Consider the following 22,447-nt stretch of genomic DNA (forward strand, 5'->3'; position numbering starts at 1 on the left):
CTCAATTCTACCTCTCATTTGGCTTGGTTTACATTGATGATTTAATTAAGCAGACCAAATTTTTTAATCCAAGGTCGATAAACAGCATAAGGATCTCCTTCCAGTGCAGCAAACCCTTTAGGCATTTCTGAGTTATTCCATTGGTATAGGTCATCACGGTCTTTCCCTTGAGGTTGGAAATTAAGTAACGCTTTTTGAACAGCAGCCGCAGTAACCGGATCGATTCCAGAAGCAACCGCTATACCTCCGCTTGGGAAATAATCAGATACCGCTATAATCTTCACTAAACCTTCTGCAGCTAGTTTTTCTGCTAAGGTATCTTGCAGTGCTGCAGCGTCAAAACGGCCGCCAAGCACTGCATTCGCAGCATCTTCATAAGATTGAAAAGACTCAAAAGAGGCTAATTCACTTAGATCAATCTTCGCTTGGGCAAGCATAATTCGAGGAATAAGATATCCTTGGGTTGAAGTCCTGGAACTGAAGGCTAATGTGCGTCCACGCAAATCTTGAATTTTATTAATCGAACTATCACGTTGGGTGACAATCATTGTACGATAGCTTGAAGTTCCGTTCTCAGTGATTCCAATGACCAAGCTCTTGACTCCATACTTTTCAGCGCGAAGTACACTCAAGGGGCCTATAATTGAAAACTGAACCCGTCCTTCGCTCATTTCTTTAGCTATATCTACATTTTGAGGAAACACCCTTAATCTAAAATTATATCCTGTTTGTCGCTCTAGGTAATTCAACAATGGTGTGTATCGTTTGACATCCTCACTGGGACTTAATCTCCAATCAAAACCGACATAATAATAATTAGTTTTAGACTTAACCATTTGTTTTAATTGATCCGCAGAAACGGTCTTTTCAAGCTTAATTGTAATAGAATTTGTCTTTTGACAGCCGACAACTAATAGAACCACCAGGAGAGTTAATATCGTCGCAAGCCACAATTTTCGCAGCATTAATTGTTTTCACCTCTCTCAAGTATTTCAAGTATAACATGTCTATAGCATCAAGGAAATTCTTGAACCCTAAACATACTTCTCTGGAAAGTGAACTCGTACGGGGGACCCACTCCTACTTAATGAAGTGGGAGTCTTACGATTGGATAAAAAAGTCGCCTTAGATCAAGGCGACTCCTTCAAGCAGTATAAACGATTCAGCTTTTCGTTTCTTACTTATAACTACTTATAACTGTAACCGTTTGTCCAAAGCACGATACTGGATAGCTTCGGCCAAATGCTCCGGAAGTATATCGACGGAACCTCCAAGATCGGCAATGGTCCGAGCTACTCTTAAGATCCGATCATGAGCTCGAGCACTTAAGCCCTGTCCATCAAAAACCCGCTGCAAAAGGGCCTCTCCGCTTGAAGTTAAGCGGCCGAATTCCTTGCTTTCCTTCGACGTCATCTCAGCATTAGTTTTCGCGGATCCAAGCCTGGCCCACTGTCTTTCCCGGGCAGCTATCACTCGTTTTCTTACCATCTGCGAAGATTCTTGAGAGCCGCTGGCATTCCTTAATTCCGAGAAATTCAGTCGTGGCACCTCAATATGCATATCAAAGCGATCTAAAAGGGGGCCGGATATCCTCCCTCGATAGTTTTGAATCTGCAAAGGCGAACAACGGCACTCTCTGGCGGAATCACTAAAAAAACCGCAGGGACACGGATTCATACTGGCAATAACACTAACATTGGCAGGATAGGTAATACTGCCTGATTGACGTGATATTGTCAATTCCCGGTCTTCCAAAGGCTGGCGAAGACTTTCTAAAACTTCGCGTGGAAACTCAGGCAGCTCGTCCAGAAATAAAACACCATAATTGGCAAAAGTCAATTCGCCCGGGCGCAGATCACGCCCCCCACCAATCATCCCAACTTTGGTAATGGTGTGGTGAGGACTGCGAAAAGGGCGATACTGAACCAAAGAGCCATTGCAGGGCTGCAAGCCACAGACACTGTAAAGCTGCGTAACTTCAAGGCTCTCACTCTCACTTAATGGAGGAAGTATTCCTGAATAGGCCTTAGCGAGCAATGTCTTACCCGATCCCGGAGGACCTACGAGTATAACATTGTGGCCCCCTGCCGCTGCAATCTCCAAAGCGCGTTTTACATGTTGCTGGCCGTGAACATCTGTCCAATCAACCTGACTTCCACGAGCAATTTCTTCGCCAAGAGATACTCGAAGTATCCGTTCGTCTTGAAAGTCATTTTCACACTCTAAGGCCGCGATGAGTTGTTTTAAAGTTGAGGTGCTGTGGGTTTCCAATCCTGTCACGAGGCGAGCTTCAGCCAGATTCTCAGGAGAAATTATCAAGGAAAGCTCCTTTGTCTTCCCTGTCGTTTCTATTTCATACTGTTGATTATCCCGATACAAGGAAATGGCCATAGTTAACACACCTGGAACAGGCCTTAAAGAGCCCTCCAAAGACAATTCGCCTGTAAATACATAATGATCAAGGCAGGAACCATGATATTGATTTGTTGCTGCCAGAATCCCCAGGGCAATTGGCAGATCAAGTCCTGATCCTTGCTTCCGCAAATCTGCCGGCGCTAAATTAACGGTGACCCGCTGTAAGGGAAACTGGTAACCTGAGTTACGTATCGCAGAGCGCACTCGGTCACGAGCTTCTCGAACAGCAGTCGTTGCTAATCCCACAATCTCAAATGGTGGTAGGCTACCCCTTCTCCAATTTTTGCCCTTTAAGTATCTCCTTAATCAACATAAAGTGTTTAAGTAGTTTTTTGAATCCATCAATGAAACCTCGTCTGTATGCCTTCCGAAAATTAATACTGTTCATGTAAGCCAATTTGTCTTCAAATCCACTAAAAAAATCCAACCCCATACTACTTTTAATTTTATCTTCCATATCAATTAGTTCTTTGTTCAGCTTACCATATTCGGGGTTATCAATAGATTTTTGATAGGCTATTTCGTAAAGCCGCTCTTCAATTAAGTCATCTATAATATTATCAATCTTCACGCCTAAACCCCTCTCGTTAAAACCAATTTTTAGCCGGACTTTATTACCTCTTTCTAATCTTGTGTTATTTTTATCAAACATAAAATTCAAAAACATTCTACAGCAAATCTGTTACTGTGTCTATAACTTAATGAATAAAATTGTTAATTTAATTTAAATATTCTATTGTTATAACGTATAAATAAAATAAATTAGCAAAAACCATTGACTAAAGTCAATATACGTATAAATAATTAAAATAGGCTTTGTTTATTTTTCAATTTGTTTTATTAGTAAAGTCAGCTTTAAACGTATAAATAAAATATTTAAGTAATTTCATTCAATAAAAGCACTTCTACTTTTAAGGCGTATGCAATTTGCGCAAGGGTTTTGGGACTAGGCACTTTTCTTTCCTCTTCGATTTGTCTCAAATAAGCTAAACTGATCCCAGCGACATCTGCCAATTGCTTTTGCGTCATTCCCCTCTCTTTACGAAAATATATAATATTTCTGCCCGTACCCATAATGTAAATCCCCTTATGCTGTCTGGGCATTTTAATTGTATACCCATTATTAAGTCGAAATTAGCAGTAAAAATAATTCTAAAAGTAATACTCTCGCGACATATATCGACATTATAGTCTATATTATGGCTAAAATATATAAGATATATCTTATATTTTTCGATATTCGAAGGAAAGCTGCTATTTTGAGAGAATAACTTTCCTCGGTGATTTGATTGATAAAAAATCGTCTACAAGAAGTAATGTGGCGCAGACACCTCTCTCAAGAGGACTTAAGTAAACTAACGGGTATTAAGCAATCATATTTAAGCGAGATCATTAGCGGTCAAAGAAATGTCCAGATTACGACTGCCCAGAAGCTTGCAAAGGCATTAGGCATAACCATGGACTATCTATGGCCTTATTAAACATAAAAATAAAATATTTCACTCTCCCCCTTTTCTAAAAACAAAAAAGCCGACTAACACCCATTAAAATGGATGACTAGTCGGCTTCTGTCTTCAGCAGTATTGCCATAAATCATTAAGTTGTTTGACTAATTACTGATTATATTAAAAGTATAGCAGGACAAACTCAAAAATCAAGCCCAAGTCTATTAATTATATGGTCTCTAACTCGTCACCAAATCCGGCCAGAATCAAACCTCTGAAACATAGGTTAGTAGGCTTTTTTAGAGTGTCTATTAAGACTCATATTTTACCTTTTCCAAAATTGCTTGATCTTTTATGCCGCAACTAGTTCAGCTATTCTGAACTAGTTCACACAGCAGGTTCACTCAGATAGTTCACTCTTAACGAATACCCTGTGTGAACCTGCTGTGTGAACACTCTAAAGGCTAATCTTGACTGTAATTTTTTTGTCGTAGAACCATTAAGAATGTCGGAAAGCAGGAAATATTCACAAAATGTTGAAAATCTTAAAGAAGTTCTCATAAATAAGTTTTAGGGGTGAATCGAAATGATGGTCAATTGTAAAGCTTGTGGAAAAGAAATTGCAAAAGGAGTCAAAAAGTGCCCCCATTGTGGTAAGGATCAGAGGAACTTCTTCGGAAAACATAAGATCATAACTGCTATTTTGGTTCTTGTTATTATTGGCGGCATTGGATCAGCTTTGGGGGGAAAAGGTAATAAGTCAACGTCCGCTTCTGCACCAACGACGACATCAACATCTTCTTCATCAACGACAAAGCCGACCGAACAACCTAAACCAACTGAACTATCTAACACGGGCACATCCAGTAATGTCAAAATAACAGTCACTGGCTTCCAAACTGCTGCTACCGTTGGTACAAATGAATATAGTACAGCCAAAGCTCAAGGGGTTTTCAAGATTGTCAAACTTACCATAACCAATAACCAAAAAGACGCCATCACAGTCGATTCAAACAGCTTTAAATTAGTCGATGATCAAGGCAGAGAATTTACTGATTCAACAGAAGCTCAAACAGCTTTAATGACATCGGATAGTTCAAATCAAAACTTCTTCTTGAAGCAAATCAATCCTGGTATAACCGTATCTGGTTTAGTTGTCTTCGATGTTCCAAAGGATGCCAAAGGATTTAAGTTAAAGGCTACCGGTGGAATGATGGGTGATCCAATAATGTTGAAAGTTGAATAATTAGCAAAATAAAACACGCAACAAAAAAGGAGAGCGATTAAGCTCTCTTTTTTTTAAGGTTCAAACTTTTAAACAACGAAGCAATAATAAACTTAATTCATTAACACAATAACTCATGCCAAACATTATTAATCCATTTAGGAAAAAGCTTGCTCCCCAGCCTTTTCCTAATCCCTTAATATATCCGATCGATTCAAATATTCCAAAGACTACATGAACTAATGCCCCAATAAATAATACGCATGCAAACCAAGACAACAACCCTACTGCTATTTCGCTCATATGTTCTTTCCTCCTTTCAATAGTTTTCCGCAAAAAAACAAAAAGAGGCTAACCTAGCGCCCAAAATTACGAGCGTCTAAATTAGCCTCCGTCCACTGCGGTAAAGCTTATTATCTAGTTTTAGCTATTTTATCGTAAATAGGAATCAAATTCAAGTCTTCTACATCTTCCAAAGCATCCATTTGCATGTATTCAGTTCATACTTTATCAAGGCTTCCAAATCCCCGCACACCTCACTAATTGCAATTATTTAGCAAAATACCTCCCTTTACTAAGAACATGAGTTTTGATAAAATTAGAACATACATTCTATCAGGGAGGAAAGATAAATGAAAGTAGTTATGGCCCCCATAGAAATGATCGCTTGGTTCGATATTCCAGGGATGCCACGCCCTATTCGCTTTCGGCATGATGGAAATGTAGTAAAGGTTGAAATGATTAGTAGAATATCGGAGGAAGGGCCTGTCATAAAACAAACGAAGATTTATGATTGTCAGAGCGAGATTCACGGACAGATGCGGCAGTTTCAGCTGAAGTATGAGGTTAGTACTTGTCGGTGGTTTCTATGGAAGGTTTGAGCGTGACGGAGATATGCTAGAACCAGGCGAAAACGAAGATGGGGGTGGCGAGGATTTTCATGGGGTTCTCCTGTACGTTGCTTGGCATTCTAGCACCATAACTTACGCTAAGGTGGTGTAACTTGCTTGTCGTTCTTTTGGGTCTCAATGAATGGGTTTTCTATAGGAAATCCCTGTAACATATGCACCCTCGGGCCTCCTTGAGGCGGCTGAGGAATTGGAAACATTTGCTGCATTTGTTGTTGCATTTGTATCATAGCTTTTTCATCGTGATTTTCTATAATCTTAACAGCTGGTGAATTTGAAAAAGTATGCATATAGGCATGATGGATTGTCAGAACTGTATCCTGAAATTTATGATCATCCTCAAGCCTACAAACTTTAAGACCAAGTCTTTCACATTCTTCATAGGGAATATGCCGTGCATGTGATTTTGTTTTAGTATGATCTCTTAAATCTTTAGCAATTCTTTCGGACTTAATAAGGCTATCGGATTCACCACTGAACATTCCAGTCTCAAGCCAAGAACTAACCAATTCTGTTGACCAGTCGATTGCTTTTTCACAATCACCGATAAAAGTAGGGTGATATTTACTTATTATTACCTGCCAAGCCGGAATCCTTTCGGGGTATTCCTTAATTTCTTTCAGGGCCCTTTCAAACTCTTCAATTACACCATATGTGGAGATTCCGTTAAATTGAGGGTCTATCGGCCCAAGGCTAGATTGCTTTCCCATAACTATTTCTTTACAAGAGCACGCAATCATTGTTCCAGCAGACATAGCGAGTTGCGGAATAATAGCTCTAATATCCGTACCGAATATTTTTCGCAAGTAGTCAACAATGGATTCAGTTGCGGCAATGTCTCCTCCTGGGGTGTGTAATAATAAATCAAGACCTTTGCTTTTATCTAGCCCATGGATAACCGCCATTAATCCATTTTTATCATCGTCATTAATCATAACTTTGTTAATATCCGATTTTTGTAACCACCCCGAATAATAAGCAATTACATTTCGACCAGTTATGGCATGTAATTCTTTCAGGTATTTCCTACGAACAAAATCCAAAGCATCTATTCTTTTGCAGCTCTGGATTTCCTCAAGAACTTCGTTCCAATTAGGCATAAAACCACACCAATCGTAATTATTTATTATTGTATGCCATGCCTTTTTGTGTTGAACTAGATGAATAAAAAACACTTACATCCTTTAAAACAGAACACTTTTTAAAATTCTTTGCAAAATCATTCGCGTTCGTGTAGGAAGGAAATGAGTTGCTCGGAATATTTAATTGCTCAAAAGCCTTTTCAATCCTTTTATTATCCACTGATCATTCCTCCATTTCTCCTAATCTCTTAATCTCCTAATTTCATAATCTATTAATGTATTATATAGTCAATTAAGGCAAAGATTCAAATTTAGATTACTTTATATGTGACTATTAGTCCCTTTGAGCGTGAAATATATGTATACTGATTGCAATATGGGACTAATTCACTATTTTACTTTAAATACGCAAAAAAGCCCACTTCCTTAATTGGAGGTGGGCTTTCGTCTTTACGCAGCGTCCGGCAACGCTGGTTTAATTTATTGTACAGGTTATTGAGCAGGAGCTTGGGCTTGCTGATCCGGCTGCGCTGTTGAGGAATCCGCTGCAGGTTGAGCCTGAATTTGTGTAGGTTGTGCAGGAGCAGGCTGAACAGTCGGCGCAACATTAACGGTCAAAGCCATCTTTCCAATTTGCTCAGCAACTAAACTTGCAAGCTGATCCATCGGTATATTCGGAGTGACAGCCTTAACTTTAGTTTCAATCATAGCCATAATCTCTTCTTCGGTATATGGCGTAGCAGTTCCAACTAATTCTGCTAATTTGTCCTTACCTTTTTTGTAAGCACCCTCGATCAAAGTTTCCCATTCAGAATCGGTGAGCTTAATTCCATACCTAGCGCCTAATTCCTTGGCCTTCGCCAGAGCGTGTTGATATTTTGCTAAATCTTGAGTAATGCCCAATTTTTTAGCAGCTTGTGTAGCAAAGTCTACCGCCTCGGAAACGATGCTTTTAGCGGTTGCAAGTTGTTTAGAATTAAGATGAAGCTTGCCAACAATAGCGGCAATAGCGCTGACAACGAGTACTCCAAGAATATTGACCACACTGGAAATTAAAGATGCATCCATGATAAACATACCTCCTCTATTTTACGGCAATATTAAGAGCAGGCCATTTGACCTGCTCTTTGAAGATCCTCGTCTGCCGGGGCGAGGAAGAATTACATTAAGATAACTTACCGCCAGTATAAGCATTAGCAACAGCAACAACGGTATCTAATGGCTTATTTCCCGACATATAAACCTCATTAGGCCACCCTAATTCAGGACCACCAACATTAAATACCTTTTTTGCTTTTTTGGCATCAGGATTAACACTTGCATTTCCATTTCGGCAGAACATAGCGCATCCTCCATGTAAGTCCGCTATGTCTTTTGCAAGGCTGAAATCATTGACAGTGTAATAAACGACTGCATAATCCATTTCAAAATCCTCCATTTCATCGTATTGCATTGTCACATCAATAACCACGTCATTCCATGTCTTGCTGTGACTAGCTAAGTAAGCAATTGGGTCTGTATGATCTGTTTCTCCCCACTTGGCAGATACCTGAGCATGAGACATAAGAGTTACACCATTAATAACGCCCAAACCTCGATCATGAAGGAGTTTGGCGAGCAACCACACATACATAGCATAATCTTGCGCGAACTGTGTAGAATCATAGGTTTGGCAAAGCTCAACGTGAACATAGCCAAGATGATTGGCTGTATGGCCGGCGCCATAGCCAATATAATTTGGATCTGCAACCTCTAATATTTTTCCGGAACCCACGAAATAGTGAGGGAATGCATTTTGCCAATTATTTAGAGCGTAGTTTCTCTCACTATCCGGGGTATCGTAATAGGTGTCTGTCGCGTGTGCTACGACCCCAACATAATGACCACTATTATAGGATATTTTGGGTAATCCCGGAATTAAATTCACCTGAATTGGATAACTCATAACGGCCTCCTTAATAATCCGCAAGATATGTTTTTTCGTCATCTTCTTTCAATCGTTTAGCTTGTTCGTTTTCCGCGTTTTTCTCTGACGAAAAAGCACCGAATTGAAGAACGTGAACAAGATAGGGTTTTACGCCCTTAGCCTCATAATAGGCCACTCTCTCTTGTGCCTTGGCTAAATCCAAATAGGGCAAAGATTGAACATGAGTCAAGGTTGTTGGTTCTGGCGGATTAGGTTGACCATCAATAAAATTAATATTAACTACAACTGAATATTGAGTGCCCGCATTAAACCAAATAAATTTAGCTATTGCATTGCCAAGTGTAGGACTATTTACCGTAAATGTTGCTATCCCATCGGAATTGGTTGTTGCGCCGCATCCTCCTGATAAAACGCCGCTGTACATAGACTGGATTGCTTGATTTGCTAAGCCAGCGTTGTTATTAGTTAGTTTGACTTTGATTTTTAAATCCGCATTGATTGGAGCGTTAACAGAAGTATTGTCTACCGATAATTGATAATTATCGGTTAAATCATGAATTGTAGCGCTAGCACTAGTGGTATGCGTTACTCCATCAGGAGCCATCCAAGCAACCTGTGCATTAAATATTCCGCTAGAAGACTCAACGAAAGGCAAAGATAACACTCCACTATTATTCGTTGTAAAATCTTTGTTGACAGTACTTCCCGGCTGAGAAATAACCATTGTGATAGTTTGGTTAGGCTCAGAGGTAGTTACTGTAAGCATGATAAGCTCGTTGGTGCTGTAAGATGATTTATCAGTCTTAGCGGTCAATGTATAGACCTTATCCGGCACAGGAGTAGGTTGAACATTCGGGAGAGCATCTAAATCAGCCTGTAATTGAGCAAGATTGAAGCCCTCTGGTGATAAGCCATTGCCATTTAAAATCTCTGTCGAAAGAGCAACCCAAGCTTCGTCGCAATATTTCTGGAAGAACTCTACGGACATTTTTTGAACCTTTCCCCAAGTAACAACATAGATCCAGCTACCATCATAACCAACGATCTCTACATCATGTCCACCTTCTATGGCCGATCCTTCAACCACCGTCCACGGTAAGCTTTGAGTAAACTGACTTGTCGCCGAAGATGGAAGCTGGATGCCAATTTTCACAACTCCGAATAAATAAGCCGCTTCTAAAACTTCGCTGAAGTTCGTAATATCCAAGGATAAATAAGCGCCAATTTTATGGCGTTTTCCTGTTGCGTCAATCATTCCTGTGTTACGATGATAATCTAAAGCGTCACGAATAACGGTTCCTTGGTCGCTGTTAGGATTATTCGGATTATAACCAGTTATAGCCGAGTAGTCAGAAAGTGCGTTTTGTGCCGTGAATTGTGCAGGAGTTCCGCTGCCTTCAGCCGACCAAAGCATAACGGCGTGATCTGCACCGGCAATAACGCAATCTCCTACGGTATCATTACCGAGCATTCCCCAAACACTTACTAAATTTTGGTGTCCAAAAGATGACGGAACGGCAGGCAATGCAGGGTTTCGATAGTTTTTATAGAGGAAATCTTTGTGGCTTTTTACATAAGGTTTTTTACCAAGCTTAAAATTCATTAGCATTTCACACCTTTCGTATTGTGATGAACATCTTTGAGCACAATCTTGATGTCTTGGCGCTCATCTCGGGCTAGCTTTAACTCTTCTTTGACCATAGCCAATTCCTCGATAACTGCGTCATGCGTTTCCTGAGCGCGTTTTTCGGACGCTCTACCGATGACATTCTGGCCAACCATGAGTAGTGGAAGGCTCCAGAGCTGGACTGTATTTGACCAGTACAAGAGCTTATCCATGAGATTAGGGAAAAGAACCGGGGCAAAGCCATACAAAAAGAAAAGGTATGTTGTATACATTGAACCAAAAATTAAAGTGGCCCGCACTGCAAGCCACTCGTTAAACTTCTTCAATTTCCTTTAGCACCTCCTCGGCTGTTTGACCATCCTGTGGAATCGGATCTTCGCCATCCTTACATAATTTCTGCATAACCCAAATAGGAAAGGACAGAGAATGAATCCCTGTCCCGCTGTTTCCGTCTGCATGATCTACGCCGGTATGATGATCTTGGCAAAGGACTAACATATTTCGAACATCATCAACGCTGGTTATAGGTTTGCTTTTAAGTAATCGTCCATAGCCGTAAGGGTCCCATTCCTCGCAGAATTCCTTCAACTTAGCGAAGTCTGTAACTCCTTCAAGGCTCCATTCTGCGCCGAAATGGTGAACTTGAAGTTTATCAGTTGTATTACATACCCGGCACTTGAAATGCCCATCAGCCTTAAGGCGTTCCTTAGCATGTCGGAATTCTGCCGATTCGGAGCGTTCTGCATGTTCAGGAGTTATGACGATTTCAGTAAGGGTTCGTTTTATTTCGTGAGCTTCTACAGTCATTTTCCATCCCTCTCTAAATCATCGATTCGTTTATGCGCTGATTTTGTACTTTCCTCAACACGAGTCACACGTTCACTTAATGTATTGAGGCTTCGGTTTGTCTCCTTTTGCTCAAGAAGGGACTCGTCCATGCGCCGCATAATATAAGTTGTATTGGCTTCAAGATTCTTAATGTTTGACTCCATGCTCCCCTGCTCTTTGCCTTCTTGTTTGGATTTTTTCTTTGTCCCAACAATATAACTCACGACTCCCACAACAATTGAGCAAATCACTCCAATAAGCGACACTATGGTTAATTGATCCACTCTATCCCCTCCTATGCCTATAAACTGCCAATTTTAATGAGCAACTTCGATCCAGCCACGTCTGCCGGACTGGGATACTTTATCCCTGGACACAAATCAATGCCAATGTCTCGGTAGATATCTGCCCATAGCACAGAGCAAATTCGAGCGTTCGACGGTTCTTTATAAGGAAGTAATATCCGTGTCCAATAGCGAATTAGCTCAACAAAAAGGAGAGCGTAATCGTATCGCCCTCCAACTTGATAAGTAGCATGTTCAAGTATGTTTTGTCTTGATTCTCGATCCGCGAACATGCATCGGAATACGTCCGCTTGGCCTTTATATTTACTCACCGGTGCATATCCTGTTTGCCTGAATCCCTCGGCCTCGATAAGCTCTTTATGACCAACAAAGCCAGCAACGTGCGAGTATTGGCTATGCTCCACGGCTTCGATGGCCTCACTAATGAATCCAGTCCCGCGAACCAGGATTAGGTCGCCGATTCTTAAATCTCTCTGATCCATAAATTACCTCCTTTTTTAGGGCATAAAAATAACCGCTCGATGGCGGCTAAAAAATTAAGACACCGGATTATTCGGCGTCTTTTTTGCTCATTTTCTCTTGTATAGCTTCATTGATAAAGGAGTTTAAGCTCAATCCGTTTTTCTCTGCAAAGTCTTTAATAACTTCCTTCTGCCCTTTTGGGACAGTAAGTGCAACTCTATCGTAAGCCTTTTCATTGTACTTCCTGTTTGCTTTAGTTCTCGCTGTCGGCATATCCTCACCTCAATATAAGCATACCATAAAAAATACACTAACGCTAGTGTAAAAAGTGTTGACTATGTACTAACGCTATGGTATATTATATGCAATAACACTAGTACATTTAAGGGAGGAAATGCAAATGAAAATAAAACAATACAAAGTCTTCAAAGCAGGCAGCACTCAAATAGGAACACTTTATGACACCTGTATAACTAAAGCAGCTAAACAATTTATCGACACACTTGGTAAACCGGCCAATTACCAACTTTTCTCCAAAGAACAAGCAAGCGTTCGTTATAACGATAACTACAATGCAATGAGTGACTTCGTAATCTACGAAGCATAGCCAGCCTGGGCCAATACCGGCGTAAGAAAAGGAGTGTTAGTAAATGAGTGAAACCATTTCCTACAATCGTTTGTTAGTTCGAAAAGACCATATGTCCAATTTTATGAGTGGTTTTAACCGCAAAACTGAAAAATGCGTATTTATCAAGCGCTGTATGGCGTCGATGTCAAACGGCATTTTTAAAAGTATTAACAATGTTCATTTTCAATGTTGCAAATCATGGAAATTAGAAAGCACCCGTCCCTAAGCCTGGCAGCCTAGACGAGTGCTAACATTGACACCGAAGCGTCGTGGTTATTATATCACGGCGCTTCGGTTTAAAGAAAGAAGGAGCGAAAAGAGATGTCAAAACTAATACTTAGCTCGACCGCAGAAATTTTACTTAAACAAATAATAGATATTTACTCAAAGGAGAACAGTCATGAACTTAGAGAATCTTTATCCTCGATCTTATCCCAATACGATATTAAACCGGCAATGATCCCTAATGGCCATCCTGATCTAAAACAAAAGATCAATCTTTTCTTGGATGGGAAACGTCTGGAAGGTCTTAGCTCCTCAACGCTTAATGATTACGCCCTTGAATTAAAGATTTTTGCTCAATACATTCACAAAGCCACCAATGATATTACTACGGGGGATATTCGCGGTTATCTAGGAGAATTTGAACATTTAAAACCCTCATCGCTCTCGAAGAAACTATCCGTCTTAAAAAGCATGTTGGGCTGGCTTGCATCCGAAGATATAATTCGAAAAGATCCCACAGCAAAAATTAAGCCGCCGAAGAAAGAACAACGAGTGCCCAAAGCACTAACAATTGAGGAACTGGAAATGATCCGCGAGTCCTGCATTACCCCTCGTGAAAGAGCCCTCATCGAAGTTTATTATGCAACAGGTGCCCGCCTGTCTGAAGTACAGCGCCTAAATCGCGAGGATATTGACTGGCAAACTATGTCCGCCCGGGTAATCGGCAAAGGCAATAAAGAGCGGACAGTGTACTTTAGCTTTAAAGCATCGTATCATCTCAAAAAATATTTGATGCGCCGGTTAGATGAAGTGCCGGCACTGTTTACAACCGAGAGGCAGCCATTTCGCAGGCTCTCAAACCGAGGAATCCAGCGGGCAATAGGAATTATAGCCGCTAGATCCGGAGTCAAGAAGAACGTCCACCCACATATATTTAGACATACTTTTGCAACTTTGATGTTGAACAATGGCGCGGATCTGGTAGCCGTACAGGGATTACTCGGGCACACCGATCCGGCCACAACTCAAATCTATGCTCAGATAACCGACGAAAAACGAAAGCAAGCGTATAAACAATACCTTGTTCAATGAACGCCCTTCGAGGTGTTTCTTTTTTTATTTACAGGATATTCCTCTCTTGTGTCGAATTGGGTAAGTTGTTCGGGCTAACCTAATCTTGCTCAGAAGGGAGGTGTTAAATAATGTCCTTTGGTCTTGATCCTCAAACGCTTAAACAGATACAATCACAGGTAGACGCTGTAAAGAGAGCTACCCAAGGCATCGACTTGCAATCAATTTCCAAAAGAATAGATGAAGTCAATAGTTACAAAAATCCAGCATTCCAACTGCCTGCACTAACTAATCCAAACCTCGCTAGCGAATTTCATATGAGACTTATTAAAATGATAAATGATTTTGACGAAAAACTTAATCAAACCGAAGAAGTCGGCGTAAGACTGGTAACCTTTGGACAATCAATAACCTTTTCGGTCGAAGATATTGGTTACTGGAATCCTAGTCTCATCCGATTTTACGGACAGTTAGAAGATGGTACGCCGGTTGAATTAGTCCAGCATGTTACTCAGATAAGTTTTCTCTTAATGGCACTTAAGAGAAAAAATCCGGATGAACCTAAGCGGAAGATCGGTTTTCGTTCTGAGGAAGAAAATGGCGAAACTCAAGAATGAATTCCTCAATCAGCTTGATGTGTTGCTCAATTATGTCGAGTCGCTCATTGATTTGCTCAACTTGTTTACCATTAGCCACGATGGGTTTAAATCGCGAAAAATTAACATCAGAAGTGAGTTGCTCTATCCTTCCGACCTGTAATTTATCCATTTGCCAAACCTCCCTCTATTACTAATCTTAAGCCCCCGATCACTAAAATCAGGGGCTTTCTTACTACGCATAATGGGTCTACTGTGTAATAGTAAAGATTTGTTATCACTGGGTATCCGATTCGTTTGTCTTAACAAATTTTATCTTGTAAAATTTTTCTATTTTGAATAGATCCTCTTTATTCCCTAGAAGAATCTTTTCTAACAAAAGGGTTAATCTAAAAAAATTTCTTTTTTTCCTTAAAATTTTAACATTATTTTTATTTTCGAGGGCGCAAACTATTTTCTCGTGAGTTTTGGTTTTAAATACTTTATTCTGTGGAATTTTATCGAAAAGGTCTTCGCCCGCTTCTATAAACACCCTCTTTCTTTTATTGTTTTTGAAATTTTTAAGTTCTTTCTTTTTATTTTTCGTAATGCTTTGATGAATCCAATTCTTGCTGATGAATCCATTGGTTAGAATAAAGAAATCATTTATTCGTATGGAATTTTTTTTCACGTCAATGCATTTTATAATCTGATAGAAGAACCAGATTATAAAATATAATTCGATTAAGCAAATAATATAGTATAAAAAAATCAAAATTGCCACCTCCAAATGCTATTTATATAACATTTATCGGCAGTATCTTATTTGCACTTAAATAAATTAAGGAAGGGCAAAGAAAAAAGACGATCTCTCGCCTTGCTTTGCCCTTCGTTCTGGAATTAAGCCGCTGTGCCGTTTACAACCTCAGTTACCACAGTTTTTAGATTATAAAGTGCTGGAACTTGATCTAGTTTGTAAGTTCCTGCCATAACAAGGGATACCCATACTAGCACTAAGCCTGAATCCTTTGTAAATGTCATGATCTCGCCTCCTTTCGCAATATAAAAATGCTAACGCCTTAGGTAGTTGGTGTTGTAGGTGTTAGCAATGTTGACATCATAATGGTTAATTCTCCGATGGACTTGTTTGCTACAGCTAGGTCTGATTGGAGTTGAGTGTTTTGAGATTGTAACTGCTTAATGGGGTCATTAGCTTGTTGCTGAGAAATTATGCTTTGCCTTTGAGTCGTGTAATCTGCCTCTTGTAATTCTGTCACATCTATTGGTAATGTAGTTATATTTTCATTTGTAGTTACTAAACAGTATGAGCGATCAGTAGAATATGCTTGACTACCGGGTACAAATTGCTCAATATCAAGCCCTTTGTAATCACATTGACCAAATTGATTAGTTAGATTTACTATCTTTAAATATTTCATTTTTAATCCCTCCTAATATTGTGTTAAGGCGTTTGGAAATAATGACCAAAACATATATAGCTTACTGATACCATTCAGGTTTACTACCACACCGAAATTATTAATAAATACGTAAGCAAGAGTAGCAGCACTATTAATCAAAATAGCATATACACCATTTGACGAAGTCATGAAGCCCGTTACTGGATACGTTGATGTTGTAATCTGTGGAGAACCTATGAGTGTGCCATTTAAGTCATATACATAACAATAATAATTCGAAGAAGAAATATAACACGAAAACAACCTGTTAGTTCCCGAATTTACTATTGCTGGTTCAGCCAGTAAGGGAGATTGAAAAGTATGAATTAAAGTTCCGTTTTTATCTGTTATATATGACGGATAGTTATTATAAGCCCAAAGCATATGACTTTTAGACACATTGATAATTTGGGTATTAGCTTGCGAACAAATTATTGTGCTTACTAAGGTTCCTGTGCTGTTAAAACCATAAGCTTTGCCATCTGGTACGGAAGTTTTATAAGCCCATAAATATCCAGTGTATTCGTCATAACAGGCTGGAGCATATTCTGTAGGTAAATTTTGAAGATGACTATCAAAATTTTGTTTGAGTTGTGCTCCTTGCACTGTCCCTCCGCTTGTATATCCTGCCGGAATTGTTTGTGCTGAAACTGATGGAGTATAATTTAACGCTCCATTATTCGGCATCGTGCCACTAATGCCTGTGTCGTTATCGTTGCTGAATGTTGTCCCAGCTAGTACGTTTGTAGCAACGGCAGTACCTTCCGCACTAGCTTTGATAAAAAAACAGTTACCAGATTGACTCCACCATACGGTATAGGCTTTACCAGCGATAAGATTTGGCGCTGTCGTGGTATTTGGTTTGTATAGCGGTGAGCCATTTATCGTTGTCGAAGCTCCACTGTTTGCTGCACTTGCAATAAACGTCATGGGGAAACCATCCGTTAGAGTTTCCTTGATTGTTAATGTAATCGCCGTTGCTGTGCCCCCTGCCTTTTGGTACGCATAATCGGCCTGATGAGCAGCAAGGGCTGTATCAGAATAAGCCTCTGCAGCTGTCTGAGCCGAAGCCGCCGCTCCAGCTGGATCCGCGCCAATACTGTTAGGTGTTGCGCTTAAAGTACCATCTCCAGCCACCAAGATACTGGAGCTACTCTTCACGATACCAGCTGTCGTGGACGTTGCAACTGGAACTGCAGAAGAAGGTATATTTCTAAGCCTTGATCCATCCCCCTGTAAACCTGATATTACTCGCTTATCCGTGATATTCCCCGCCACGATGGAAGTCACTCCTGCCGGAACTTCAACTTGAGCCAAAGTTAACGCAATCAGCCCTACAGGTATGGACGGAGCTGTAGGACTGGCGGCAGGGGCTCCCATGATGACTTGCAAGCTTGCTGAATAAGGCGTTGATGTGGTATCAATTGTCGCTATCACTAAGTCAAGCCTTGGATTCGTGGCATCTGCTGCGGCAATAGGCAGCATTACTTGAGTATCGTTATAAACTCTGTATCCACCCGGCAGCCACGCATTACCTCCTGGGCTTCCTTGTGTTGCTCCTGAAACAGTAACCGCCATACTTGGCACACTTGTAGGTGCAACGACCAAATCATCAGATGTGATCACGCCGGGAGCAATAAAATCTTGATCTCGTTGCATCATGTCTGACGGGTAATATTCTACTCCGGCCATATATGTTGCATGTAACATACTTTACCTCCTTACTGCACACTTGTTGTTGTGCCATCTTCCCAATGCAAAACGATCTTTGCTACGGTTCGCTTAGAATTTTTTACAGCTTTAACTACGTCCTGCCGCTGATACTGCACATTGTTGGGATTCTTCATCGTGATATCGATTATAAAGTGATCAGCCCCTACCTCATTCCTAGTTAGAATTGTTCCTTTCCCGGAAGGTGGTATGGCCGGCAAGTAGCTTCCAAACATCCAAGGAAATGTTGCGGTTGAAAAATCCCGGTGATTTACTCCATCCCATCGCGCAGGTAATCCTCCATCATAGTTGAATTTAAACGGGAATGTAAATATCATCTGCCCTCGTTCGCTATAACCAGGAGCTACACCGGTGAAAGGAGTTACTGCATTTACTAAGGCATCCGGAATAGGGCCTTGAGCATATACAGGTAACTGCGATAGGATTCTTGCCCTATAGGTATCGTCTAACTCTCCGATCCTGCGGAGAACGTCCCAATCTGCTCCATTTCTATCAAGGCCGGCTCCTGTGGCAGTAGTGACAGAGAATTGTTTGGTTAATTCTATTTGACCTGGATCAACGGCATCAAAAGCCGTTCCAATGCCATTAACGATCTGATACAAGACTGATTTAGGGTCACGAGTAAATTTATTGGTAAGCCGTTTTAAAATATTATCGCGTTGTATACTCATACGCTGATCACCGTCGCTGTTACTGCACCGGCTTGAGGTAATTGCGAAAGATTAACAGGAATCGAAGCTATTCCGCCGTTTAACGTCACACTCCCAGCATCCGCTATCCCTGTTATTGCCGTGGCGGCCTTAACGATCTGAGAGGGATACATGTAATTATTGTTGCTCTGTGCTCCAAGGCCCAAGGCGTTGATCAATGCTGCAGCTGCGTTCTCGGCATTAGCTTTCGCTGTTGCCTGATCATTTCCAGCGATTACTGTAATGTTAAATGCAATGTCTACAGTTAAGACGTTTGGGGCTAAAGCTGTGGGCTTATCGAGTTGCGGCCTACTGCCATCCAATAAAGTCTGTACTGCAGTTATTTGCTCCGGAGTCGGCAATGTATTCCCCTCGCCAGCGATATAAACGGCAATTCCATTCGGCGAAATATAATTGGATTCTACGGAAGCACTAGTGATTCCCTGGATTGTTTTGGCCTGCTGTATATACCAAGTATCAGTGCCAATTGCTAACCCTTTAAATGCTGCCATTGCTCTCGCTCTAAGTTCGTCGTCTGTCTCTTGATCAATTCCCTTGGTTCCCGTTGACGAATCCGCAAACTGCACACCGTCAACCCCAGGGACTGAGCTCCCCCACAATAAGGCCATTCCAGTCGAGATATTCCCAATCGTTCCTGCTCCCGTACAAGTCACTGGTATACTTACTGAAGTTCCGCCAATTGGAAAATATGTGAGTTGATCAACCGTGAAAGTAATCGGAGATGAGCCAGCGCTTGGAACCGTTGTTATGAGGGCGCCTGCAGGGATAGTGTATTGCTGGGTTGCCGCTGTCTGTCTTGTAGCCACGAATGTCCACCGTGCATTTGTAGCTTGTTTCCGATAAATACCATAGTCAGCGGCTTTGTTATCAAGATCTGTGCCGGTTGCTGTAGCGAGATAAGCCTGTTGTTGTGCCACTGATATAGAAGTGTTAAGTTCGTCGGCGACTGATGCCGTAGCAGCCAATATATTCCCGATAGCTGAGGCGGAAGTATAGTCACTTAATTTTTTTCCGACGGCAGCAAGCCCAGTTTGTATTGTTGATACCATAGTTGAAAGCGCGCCACTAAACACCACTTCCACCCCCAATCGGTATTGAAGTCTTGATAACTCCTTGCCCAATGATTTCTACCGCTATGTCGGCTATGATTTGGCTGTCTCCTTTATTCACATTCACGCTAATCACTTGAATCACACGCGGGTCGACAATAAGAGCAGCATTAATAGCTTGAAAAGCTTGATTTTGTAAATCGTCCGTGATGTGTTCGTCAACCAGTGCTCCAAGATCACTACCCAAGTCATTGCCAAAAATATAAGTACTCGGGATTGTCTGCACCCGGGTACTTATCATTTGAAGAACATTATCATTTTGTGTATATAACATTAGGTCTCCCTGAGGAGAAATTATAAGATCACCTGTTTCGTCTAAGGCTAAGTCTGTCCCTAAGGGATCGTTAAATTGCAATGGAGGATTTGAGTAATTCATAACGTCCCTCCTATCCTGAGGTTACTTTTGAAGATCCGCTTGTGATTGTACCCGTCACAGTAACGCTATCACCGTGGGAATCCACGCCATAAGCAGTTATAGCATCGCCAACACGGGCAATAGCGGCCCCGCCACCTGCGATATTGAGCTTTCCAGCAGGGACCAAGTCTGCATCTCCGTTTTTATGAAAGTAAAGTTTTGATCCTGAAGAATGAATAAATACCGCATCATCAACATCATTAAGCGTTGGCGCTATGTCTACGTCATTCCAGACATCACACACAACTACCGCTGAAGACTTATCTCCCATATCAAATTGAACCTTTACAGCCATACCTTCCGGGGGAATGGCAAGGAGCCCAAAACCATTACCGCCATACTGTGTTCCGACTCTAATCCAGCCGGTCTCCACTTCATACGGTTCAAGCATTACCTTAACACTTGGAGGACTTGCCTGCCTTGATGTCACAGTGCCTTCAACAACTGAGAAGTTTTGCCCAACTGCCCGATGGACATAATCTTTTATCTGTTCAAACCAATCTGTTGAAGCTATCGGCATTCTAGATCCCTCCGTTACTTGATGTAGGTAAATTCAGATTTGAGAAGTTGAGCGTCATACCATACTTGCCCTGCTGTTGGTCAAAACTATGAGTCACTTTTGTTGGCCAGTATTTCAGGTCCGAGCCTAAGCCGGTTCCATATAACTGTATAGGTTGGTAGATATCTTGTTGGTCATTACCATCACAGGTCAGATCACCTATGAGCTCACTTTGGCTGAGCTGATCCAAGATAGTGTTAGCTTTTTGCTGAGCCTGCTCCTTCGTGAGACCGGGATAATAATAGGTTTCAGTCCATTCTTGATGAGCGCTTGTTCCGGTTACACGTTTGGCATAACTTGTTGTGTTTGATGCTGTTGCAGTAATACGAGTTTTTTTGCCTGGTACCCACGTAATAACTTCAACTTTAATATTTTTCGCCGCATGCGGAGTACGCTGGAGATGGAGCGTTTTAATGTTTTGCCCCCAAGTATAAGGCAGTGTCGATGATTTCAAAAACGAATCACGAGGGCCAAAATAGAGCGTATTACCCACAACTCGAAGTGTAAACCCTTCTTGGTCTGCCAAGTAATTCATGAGATCCCATTGGGTTATATCCGTTGTGAGTTGTACCTGATTATCACTGTAATAAGTACCAACCAATGTATAAGTCGGCGTAATTTGTGATTGCAACCCTTGTTGTTGCGCAAACATCGTTACGATTGCTGATGATGTCTGGTTTGGGTACTTGTCTGTTGTTTTGGTATCCATAAACGGAGCGACTTCATTACGTCCTTGAATTTGAACACGTTCGCCTTGTTCATCAAAGTAAAAATCGATTGTATCTAAATACCCATACATAAGCTGAGTTAAATCATTTTCTGTATAATTATTAGGATTGGTTGGGTATCCACCATAAACCTCGACTAAGATATCCGGCTGAGTGAGTAAAATCGTTTTGGTATCTGGAGTATTCGCTAAGATTGTTGAGCCTTTAAGATAATCGAGAATGCGGAATGGACAAGTTAAGGTAAAGGTGTCTGCTGCCGAATAGCCATTTAAATCAACGTTCCATGAGTCAAAAGGGACGTAAGTATTGTTTACCTTAACTATGCTCCTCGGGCGGCTGAATGGTCTGAAATTTCCTTGCTGCTGAAGTGTTATCATGGTATCACCAACACTTGCCCAGGATAGATAAGGTTAGGATTTTTAATGTTATTGGAGGATACTATTTTGGTGTATTGCGAACCGTCACCGTAGATATCTGAGCGCGCCGCTATCCCCCAGAGAGTATCGCCAGAAACAACGGTATAACTCCGTTGTGTTGGAGGCGTAGGAGCCGCACTGGATGATGTGGCTGCCGCTGTCGATGAGCTAGCTGTGCTCGTTGAAGCGTTACTGGAAGCTGTTGTGCCATATAGGATAGTATTTTGATCCTGAGCCGTGAGTGGTTCGAGCGTTATCTCGTAATCCACATTGTAGTCATTTTTATAAACTGGCTTAAACGCTGTAATCTGTACCCAACGAGGGCGCAAACTTCCGGCTGTAAGTTGTACTGGCTGGCCGGCACGCCACATAGCGTCTATGACGTTAGCTCGGTCTATGGCTGTCGTTGTGCCATCAAAAAAGGTAAAAGTGCCCTTTAGTGTAATTGAATCGTCGAACGCCCCAAAATCCTGCACTGATTTCTGACCGCCGGGGAATTTCTCGACAGTGACTAAAGAGGAGCCACCTAGTGGTAACTCCTCAGGATAGTCGTCGATATTAAATGCAAACGTACCGAGCTGGAGCACTAGGAGCAC

The 22,447-nt window shown here is 41.3% G+C and carries 29 protein-coding genes and 1 pseudogene; 5 read left to right on the forward strand and 25 right to left on the reverse strand.

Annotation, left to right across the window (positions count from 1 at the left end):
* Window positions 1–41: 41 nt before the first annotated feature.
* From phnD to B5771_RS10815, 4 genes and pseudogenes are all read right to left on the reverse strand, one after another.
* Complete coding sequence (phnD, locus tag B5771_RS10800; RefSeq protein ID WP_088187510.1) at window positions 42–965, reverse strand: phosphate/phosphite/phosphonate ABC transporter substrate-binding protein; 924 nt, start codon at window positions 963–965, stop codon at window positions 42–44.
* A 226-nt stretch (window positions 966–1,191) separates the two neighbouring features.
* A pseudogene (locus B5771_RS10805) lies at window positions 1,192–2,679 on the reverse strand (YifB family Mg chelatase-like AAA ATPase); the annotation flags it as partial.
* Between the two features lies 1 nt (window position 2,680).
* Entirely contained in the window at window positions 2,681–3,067 is a 387-nt protein-coding gene (locus tag B5771_RS10810) for a hypothetical protein (protein WP_088187513.1), read from the reverse strand.
* Window positions 3,068–3,291: 224 nt separating this feature from the next.
* On the reverse strand, window positions 3,292–3,489 hold the full coding sequence (locus tag B5771_RS10815; protein WP_172408240.1) for a helix-turn-helix transcriptional regulator: 198 nt from the start codon (window positions 3,487–3,489) through the stop codon (window positions 3,292–3,294).
* A gap of 957 nt (window positions 3,490–4,446) precedes the next feature.
* On the opposite strand from B5771_RS10815, the gene B5771_RS10825 reads away from it, so the two are divergent.
* Window positions 4,447–5,106, forward strand: a complete 660-nt coding sequence (locus B5771_RS10825) for a DUF4352 domain-containing protein (protein ID WP_207652685.1) — start codon at window positions 4,447–4,449, stop codon at window positions 5,104–5,106.
* 60 nt (window positions 5,107–5,166) lie between these two features.
* On the opposite strand, the gene B5771_RS10830 is transcribed toward B5771_RS10825, so the two are convergent.
* On the reverse strand, window positions 5,167–5,388 hold the full coding sequence (locus B5771_RS10830) for a hypothetical protein (RefSeq protein WP_088187518.1): 222 nt from the start codon (window positions 5,386–5,388) through the stop codon (window positions 5,167–5,169).
* A 329-nt stretch (window positions 5,389–5,717) separates the two neighbouring features.
* Between B5771_RS10830 and B5771_RS10835 the strand changes: the two genes are divergently transcribed.
* The gene (locus B5771_RS10835) at window positions 5,718–5,966 is read left to right on the forward strand and encodes a hypothetical protein (protein WP_088187519.1); all 249 of its coding nucleotides are present in this window, start codon (window positions 5,718–5,720) and stop codon (window positions 5,964–5,966) included.
* A gap of 107 nt (window positions 5,967–6,073) precedes the next feature.
* Here B5771_RS10835 and B5771_RS10840 read toward each other — a convergent pair whose 3' ends face one another.
* The 10 genes from B5771_RS10840 to B5771_RS10885 form a co-directional block, all read right to left on the reverse strand.
* Window positions 6,074–7,093, reverse strand: coding sequence for an ATP-dependent Clp protease proteolytic subunit (locus B5771_RS10840; protein WP_088187520.1), 1,020 nt, complete (start codon window positions 7,091–7,093; stop codon window positions 6,074–6,076).
* Between the two features lie 19 nt (window positions 7,094–7,112).
* On the reverse strand, window positions 7,113–7,295 hold the full coding sequence (locus B5771_RS24285) for a hypothetical protein (protein WP_088187521.1): 183 nt from the start codon (window positions 7,293–7,295) through the stop codon (window positions 7,113–7,115).
* Between the two features lie 272 nt (window positions 7,296–7,567).
* Entirely contained in the window at window positions 7,568–8,143 is a 576-nt protein-coding gene (locus B5771_RS10850; RefSeq protein ID WP_172408241.1) for a phage holin, LLH family, read from the reverse strand.
* Window positions 8,144–8,240: 97 nt separating this feature from the next.
* Window positions 8,241–9,020: a peptidoglycan recognition family protein gene (locus tag B5771_RS10855; RefSeq protein WP_172408242.1), complete on the reverse strand. Its 780-nt coding sequence runs from the start codon at window positions 9,018–9,020 to the stop codon at window positions 8,241–8,243.
* A gap of 10 nt (window positions 9,021–9,030) precedes the next feature.
* Entirely contained in the window at window positions 9,031–10,605 is a 1,575-nt protein-coding gene (locus B5771_RS10860) for a hypothetical protein (RefSeq protein ID WP_088187524.1), read from the reverse strand.
* A complete protein-coding gene (locus B5771_RS10865; protein ID WP_088187525.1) occupies window positions 10,605–10,955 on the reverse strand; it encodes a hypothetical protein in 351 nt (116 codons plus the stop codon). Before B5771_RS10865 ends, B5771_RS10860 begins: the two co-directional genes overlap by 1 nt.
* Window positions 10,942–11,436 (reverse strand): hypothetical protein, encoded by a 495-nt coding sequence (locus B5771_RS10870; protein WP_088187526.1) that lies wholly within the window; start codon window positions 11,434–11,436, stop codon window positions 10,942–10,944. Before B5771_RS10870 ends, B5771_RS10865 begins: the two co-directional genes overlap by 14 nt.
* On the reverse strand, window positions 11,433–11,741 hold the full coding sequence (locus tag B5771_RS10875) for a hypothetical protein (protein WP_088187527.1): 309 nt from the start codon (window positions 11,739–11,741) through the stop codon (window positions 11,433–11,435). Before B5771_RS10875 ends, B5771_RS10870 begins: the two co-directional genes overlap by 4 nt.
* 17 nt (window positions 11,742–11,758) lie before the next feature.
* Window positions 11,759–12,244 carry a hypothetical protein gene (locus B5771_RS10880; RefSeq protein ID WP_088187528.1) on the reverse strand — a complete coding sequence of 162 codons (486 nt, stop codon included), beginning with the start codon at window positions 12,242–12,244 and terminating at the stop codon, window positions 11,759–11,761.
* A 67-nt stretch (window positions 12,245–12,311) separates the two neighbouring features.
* On the reverse strand, window positions 12,312–12,497 hold the full coding sequence (locus tag B5771_RS10885) for an Arc family DNA-binding protein (protein WP_088187529.1): 186 nt from the start codon (window positions 12,495–12,497) through the stop codon (window positions 12,312–12,314).
* A gap of 127 nt (window positions 12,498–12,624) precedes the next feature.
* Between B5771_RS10885 and B5771_RS10890 the strand changes: the two genes are divergently transcribed.
* The 3 genes from B5771_RS10890 to B5771_RS10905 all read left to right on the forward strand — a co-directional run bounded on the left by B5771_RS10890 (window position 12,625) and on the right by B5771_RS10905 (window position 14,765).
* Complete coding sequence (locus B5771_RS10890) at window positions 12,625–12,831, forward strand: hypothetical protein (RefSeq protein ID WP_088187530.1); 207 nt, start codon at window positions 12,625–12,627, stop codon at window positions 12,829–12,831.
* Window positions 12,832–13,173: 342 nt separating this feature from the next.
* Window positions 13,174–14,169: a site-specific tyrosine recombinase/integron integrase gene (xerA, locus tag B5771_RS10900; protein ID WP_088187532.1), complete on the forward strand. Its 996-nt coding sequence runs from the start codon at window positions 13,174–13,176 to the stop codon at window positions 14,167–14,169.
* 110 nt (window positions 14,170–14,279) lie between these two features.
* On the forward strand, window positions 14,280–14,765 hold the full coding sequence (locus B5771_RS10905; RefSeq protein ID WP_207652686.1) for a DUF6173 family protein: 486 nt from the start codon (window positions 14,280–14,282) through the stop codon (window positions 14,763–14,765).
* Window positions 14,766–15,021: 256 nt separating this feature from the next.
* Here the strand turns inward: B5771_RS10905 and B5771_RS10910 are convergent, their stop codons facing one another.
* The 10 genes from B5771_RS10910 to B5771_RS24820 form a co-directional block, all read right to left on the reverse strand.
* Window positions 15,022–15,414: a hypothetical protein gene (locus tag B5771_RS10910; protein ID WP_140417720.1), complete on the reverse strand. Its 393-nt coding sequence runs from the start codon at window positions 15,412–15,414 to the stop codon at window positions 15,022–15,024.
* Window positions 15,415–15,623: 209 nt separating this feature from the next.
* Entirely contained in the window at window positions 15,624–15,764 is a 141-nt protein-coding gene (locus tag B5771_RS24290; protein ID WP_172408243.1) for a hypothetical protein, read from the reverse strand.
* Window positions 15,765–15,802: 38 nt separating this feature from the next.
* Window positions 15,803–16,162, reverse strand: coding sequence for a hypothetical protein (locus B5771_RS10915; protein ID WP_088187534.1), 360 nt, complete (start codon window positions 16,160–16,162; stop codon window positions 15,803–15,805).
* Window positions 16,163–16,174: 12 nt separating this feature from the next.
* Window positions 16,175–17,893, reverse strand: a complete 1,719-nt coding sequence (locus B5771_RS24815) for a hypothetical protein (protein ID WP_242966816.1) — start codon at window positions 17,891–17,893, stop codon at window positions 16,175–16,177.
* 11 nt (window positions 17,894–17,904) lie between these two features.
* Complete coding sequence (locus B5771_RS10925; RefSeq protein WP_088187535.1) at window positions 17,905–18,585, reverse strand: hypothetical protein; 681 nt, start codon at window positions 18,583–18,585, stop codon at window positions 17,905–17,907.
* The gene (locus B5771_RS10930; protein WP_088187536.1) at window positions 18,582–19,697 is read right to left on the reverse strand and encodes a baseplate J/gp47 family protein; all 1,116 of its coding nucleotides are present in this window, start codon (window positions 19,695–19,697) and stop codon (window positions 18,582–18,584) included. Before B5771_RS10930 ends, B5771_RS10925 begins: the two co-directional genes overlap by 4 nt.
* Complete coding sequence (locus tag B5771_RS10935; protein ID WP_088187537.1) at window positions 19,690–20,109, reverse strand: hypothetical protein; 420 nt, start codon at window positions 20,107–20,109, stop codon at window positions 19,690–19,692. The genes B5771_RS10930 and B5771_RS10935 overlap by 8 nt, the downstream gene beginning before the upstream one ends.
* 10 nt (window positions 20,110–20,119) lie before the next feature.
* The gene (locus B5771_RS10940) at window positions 20,120–20,668 is read right to left on the reverse strand and encodes a phage baseplate assembly protein V (RefSeq protein ID WP_088187538.1); all 549 of its coding nucleotides are present in this window, start codon (window positions 20,666–20,668) and stop codon (window positions 20,120–20,122) included.
* 1 nt (window position 20,669) lies between these two features.
* Entirely contained in the window at window positions 20,670–21,812 is a 1,143-nt protein-coding gene (locus tag B5771_RS10945; RefSeq protein WP_088187539.1) for a hypothetical protein, read from the reverse strand.
* The gene (locus B5771_RS24820; RefSeq protein ID WP_242966817.1) at window positions 21,809–22,447 is read right to left on the reverse strand and encodes a LysM peptidoglycan-binding domain-containing protein; all 639 of its coding nucleotides are present in this window, start codon (window positions 22,445–22,447) and stop codon (window positions 21,809–21,811) included. The genes B5771_RS10945 and B5771_RS24820 overlap by 4 nt, the downstream gene beginning before the upstream one ends.

The sequence above is a fragment of the Desulfosporosinus sp. FKA genome, from assembly GCF_002196785.1.
GTDB classification, from domain to species: domain Bacteria; phylum Bacillota; class Desulfitobacteriia; order Desulfitobacteriales; family Desulfitobacteriaceae; genus Desulfosporosinus; species Desulfosporosinus acididurans.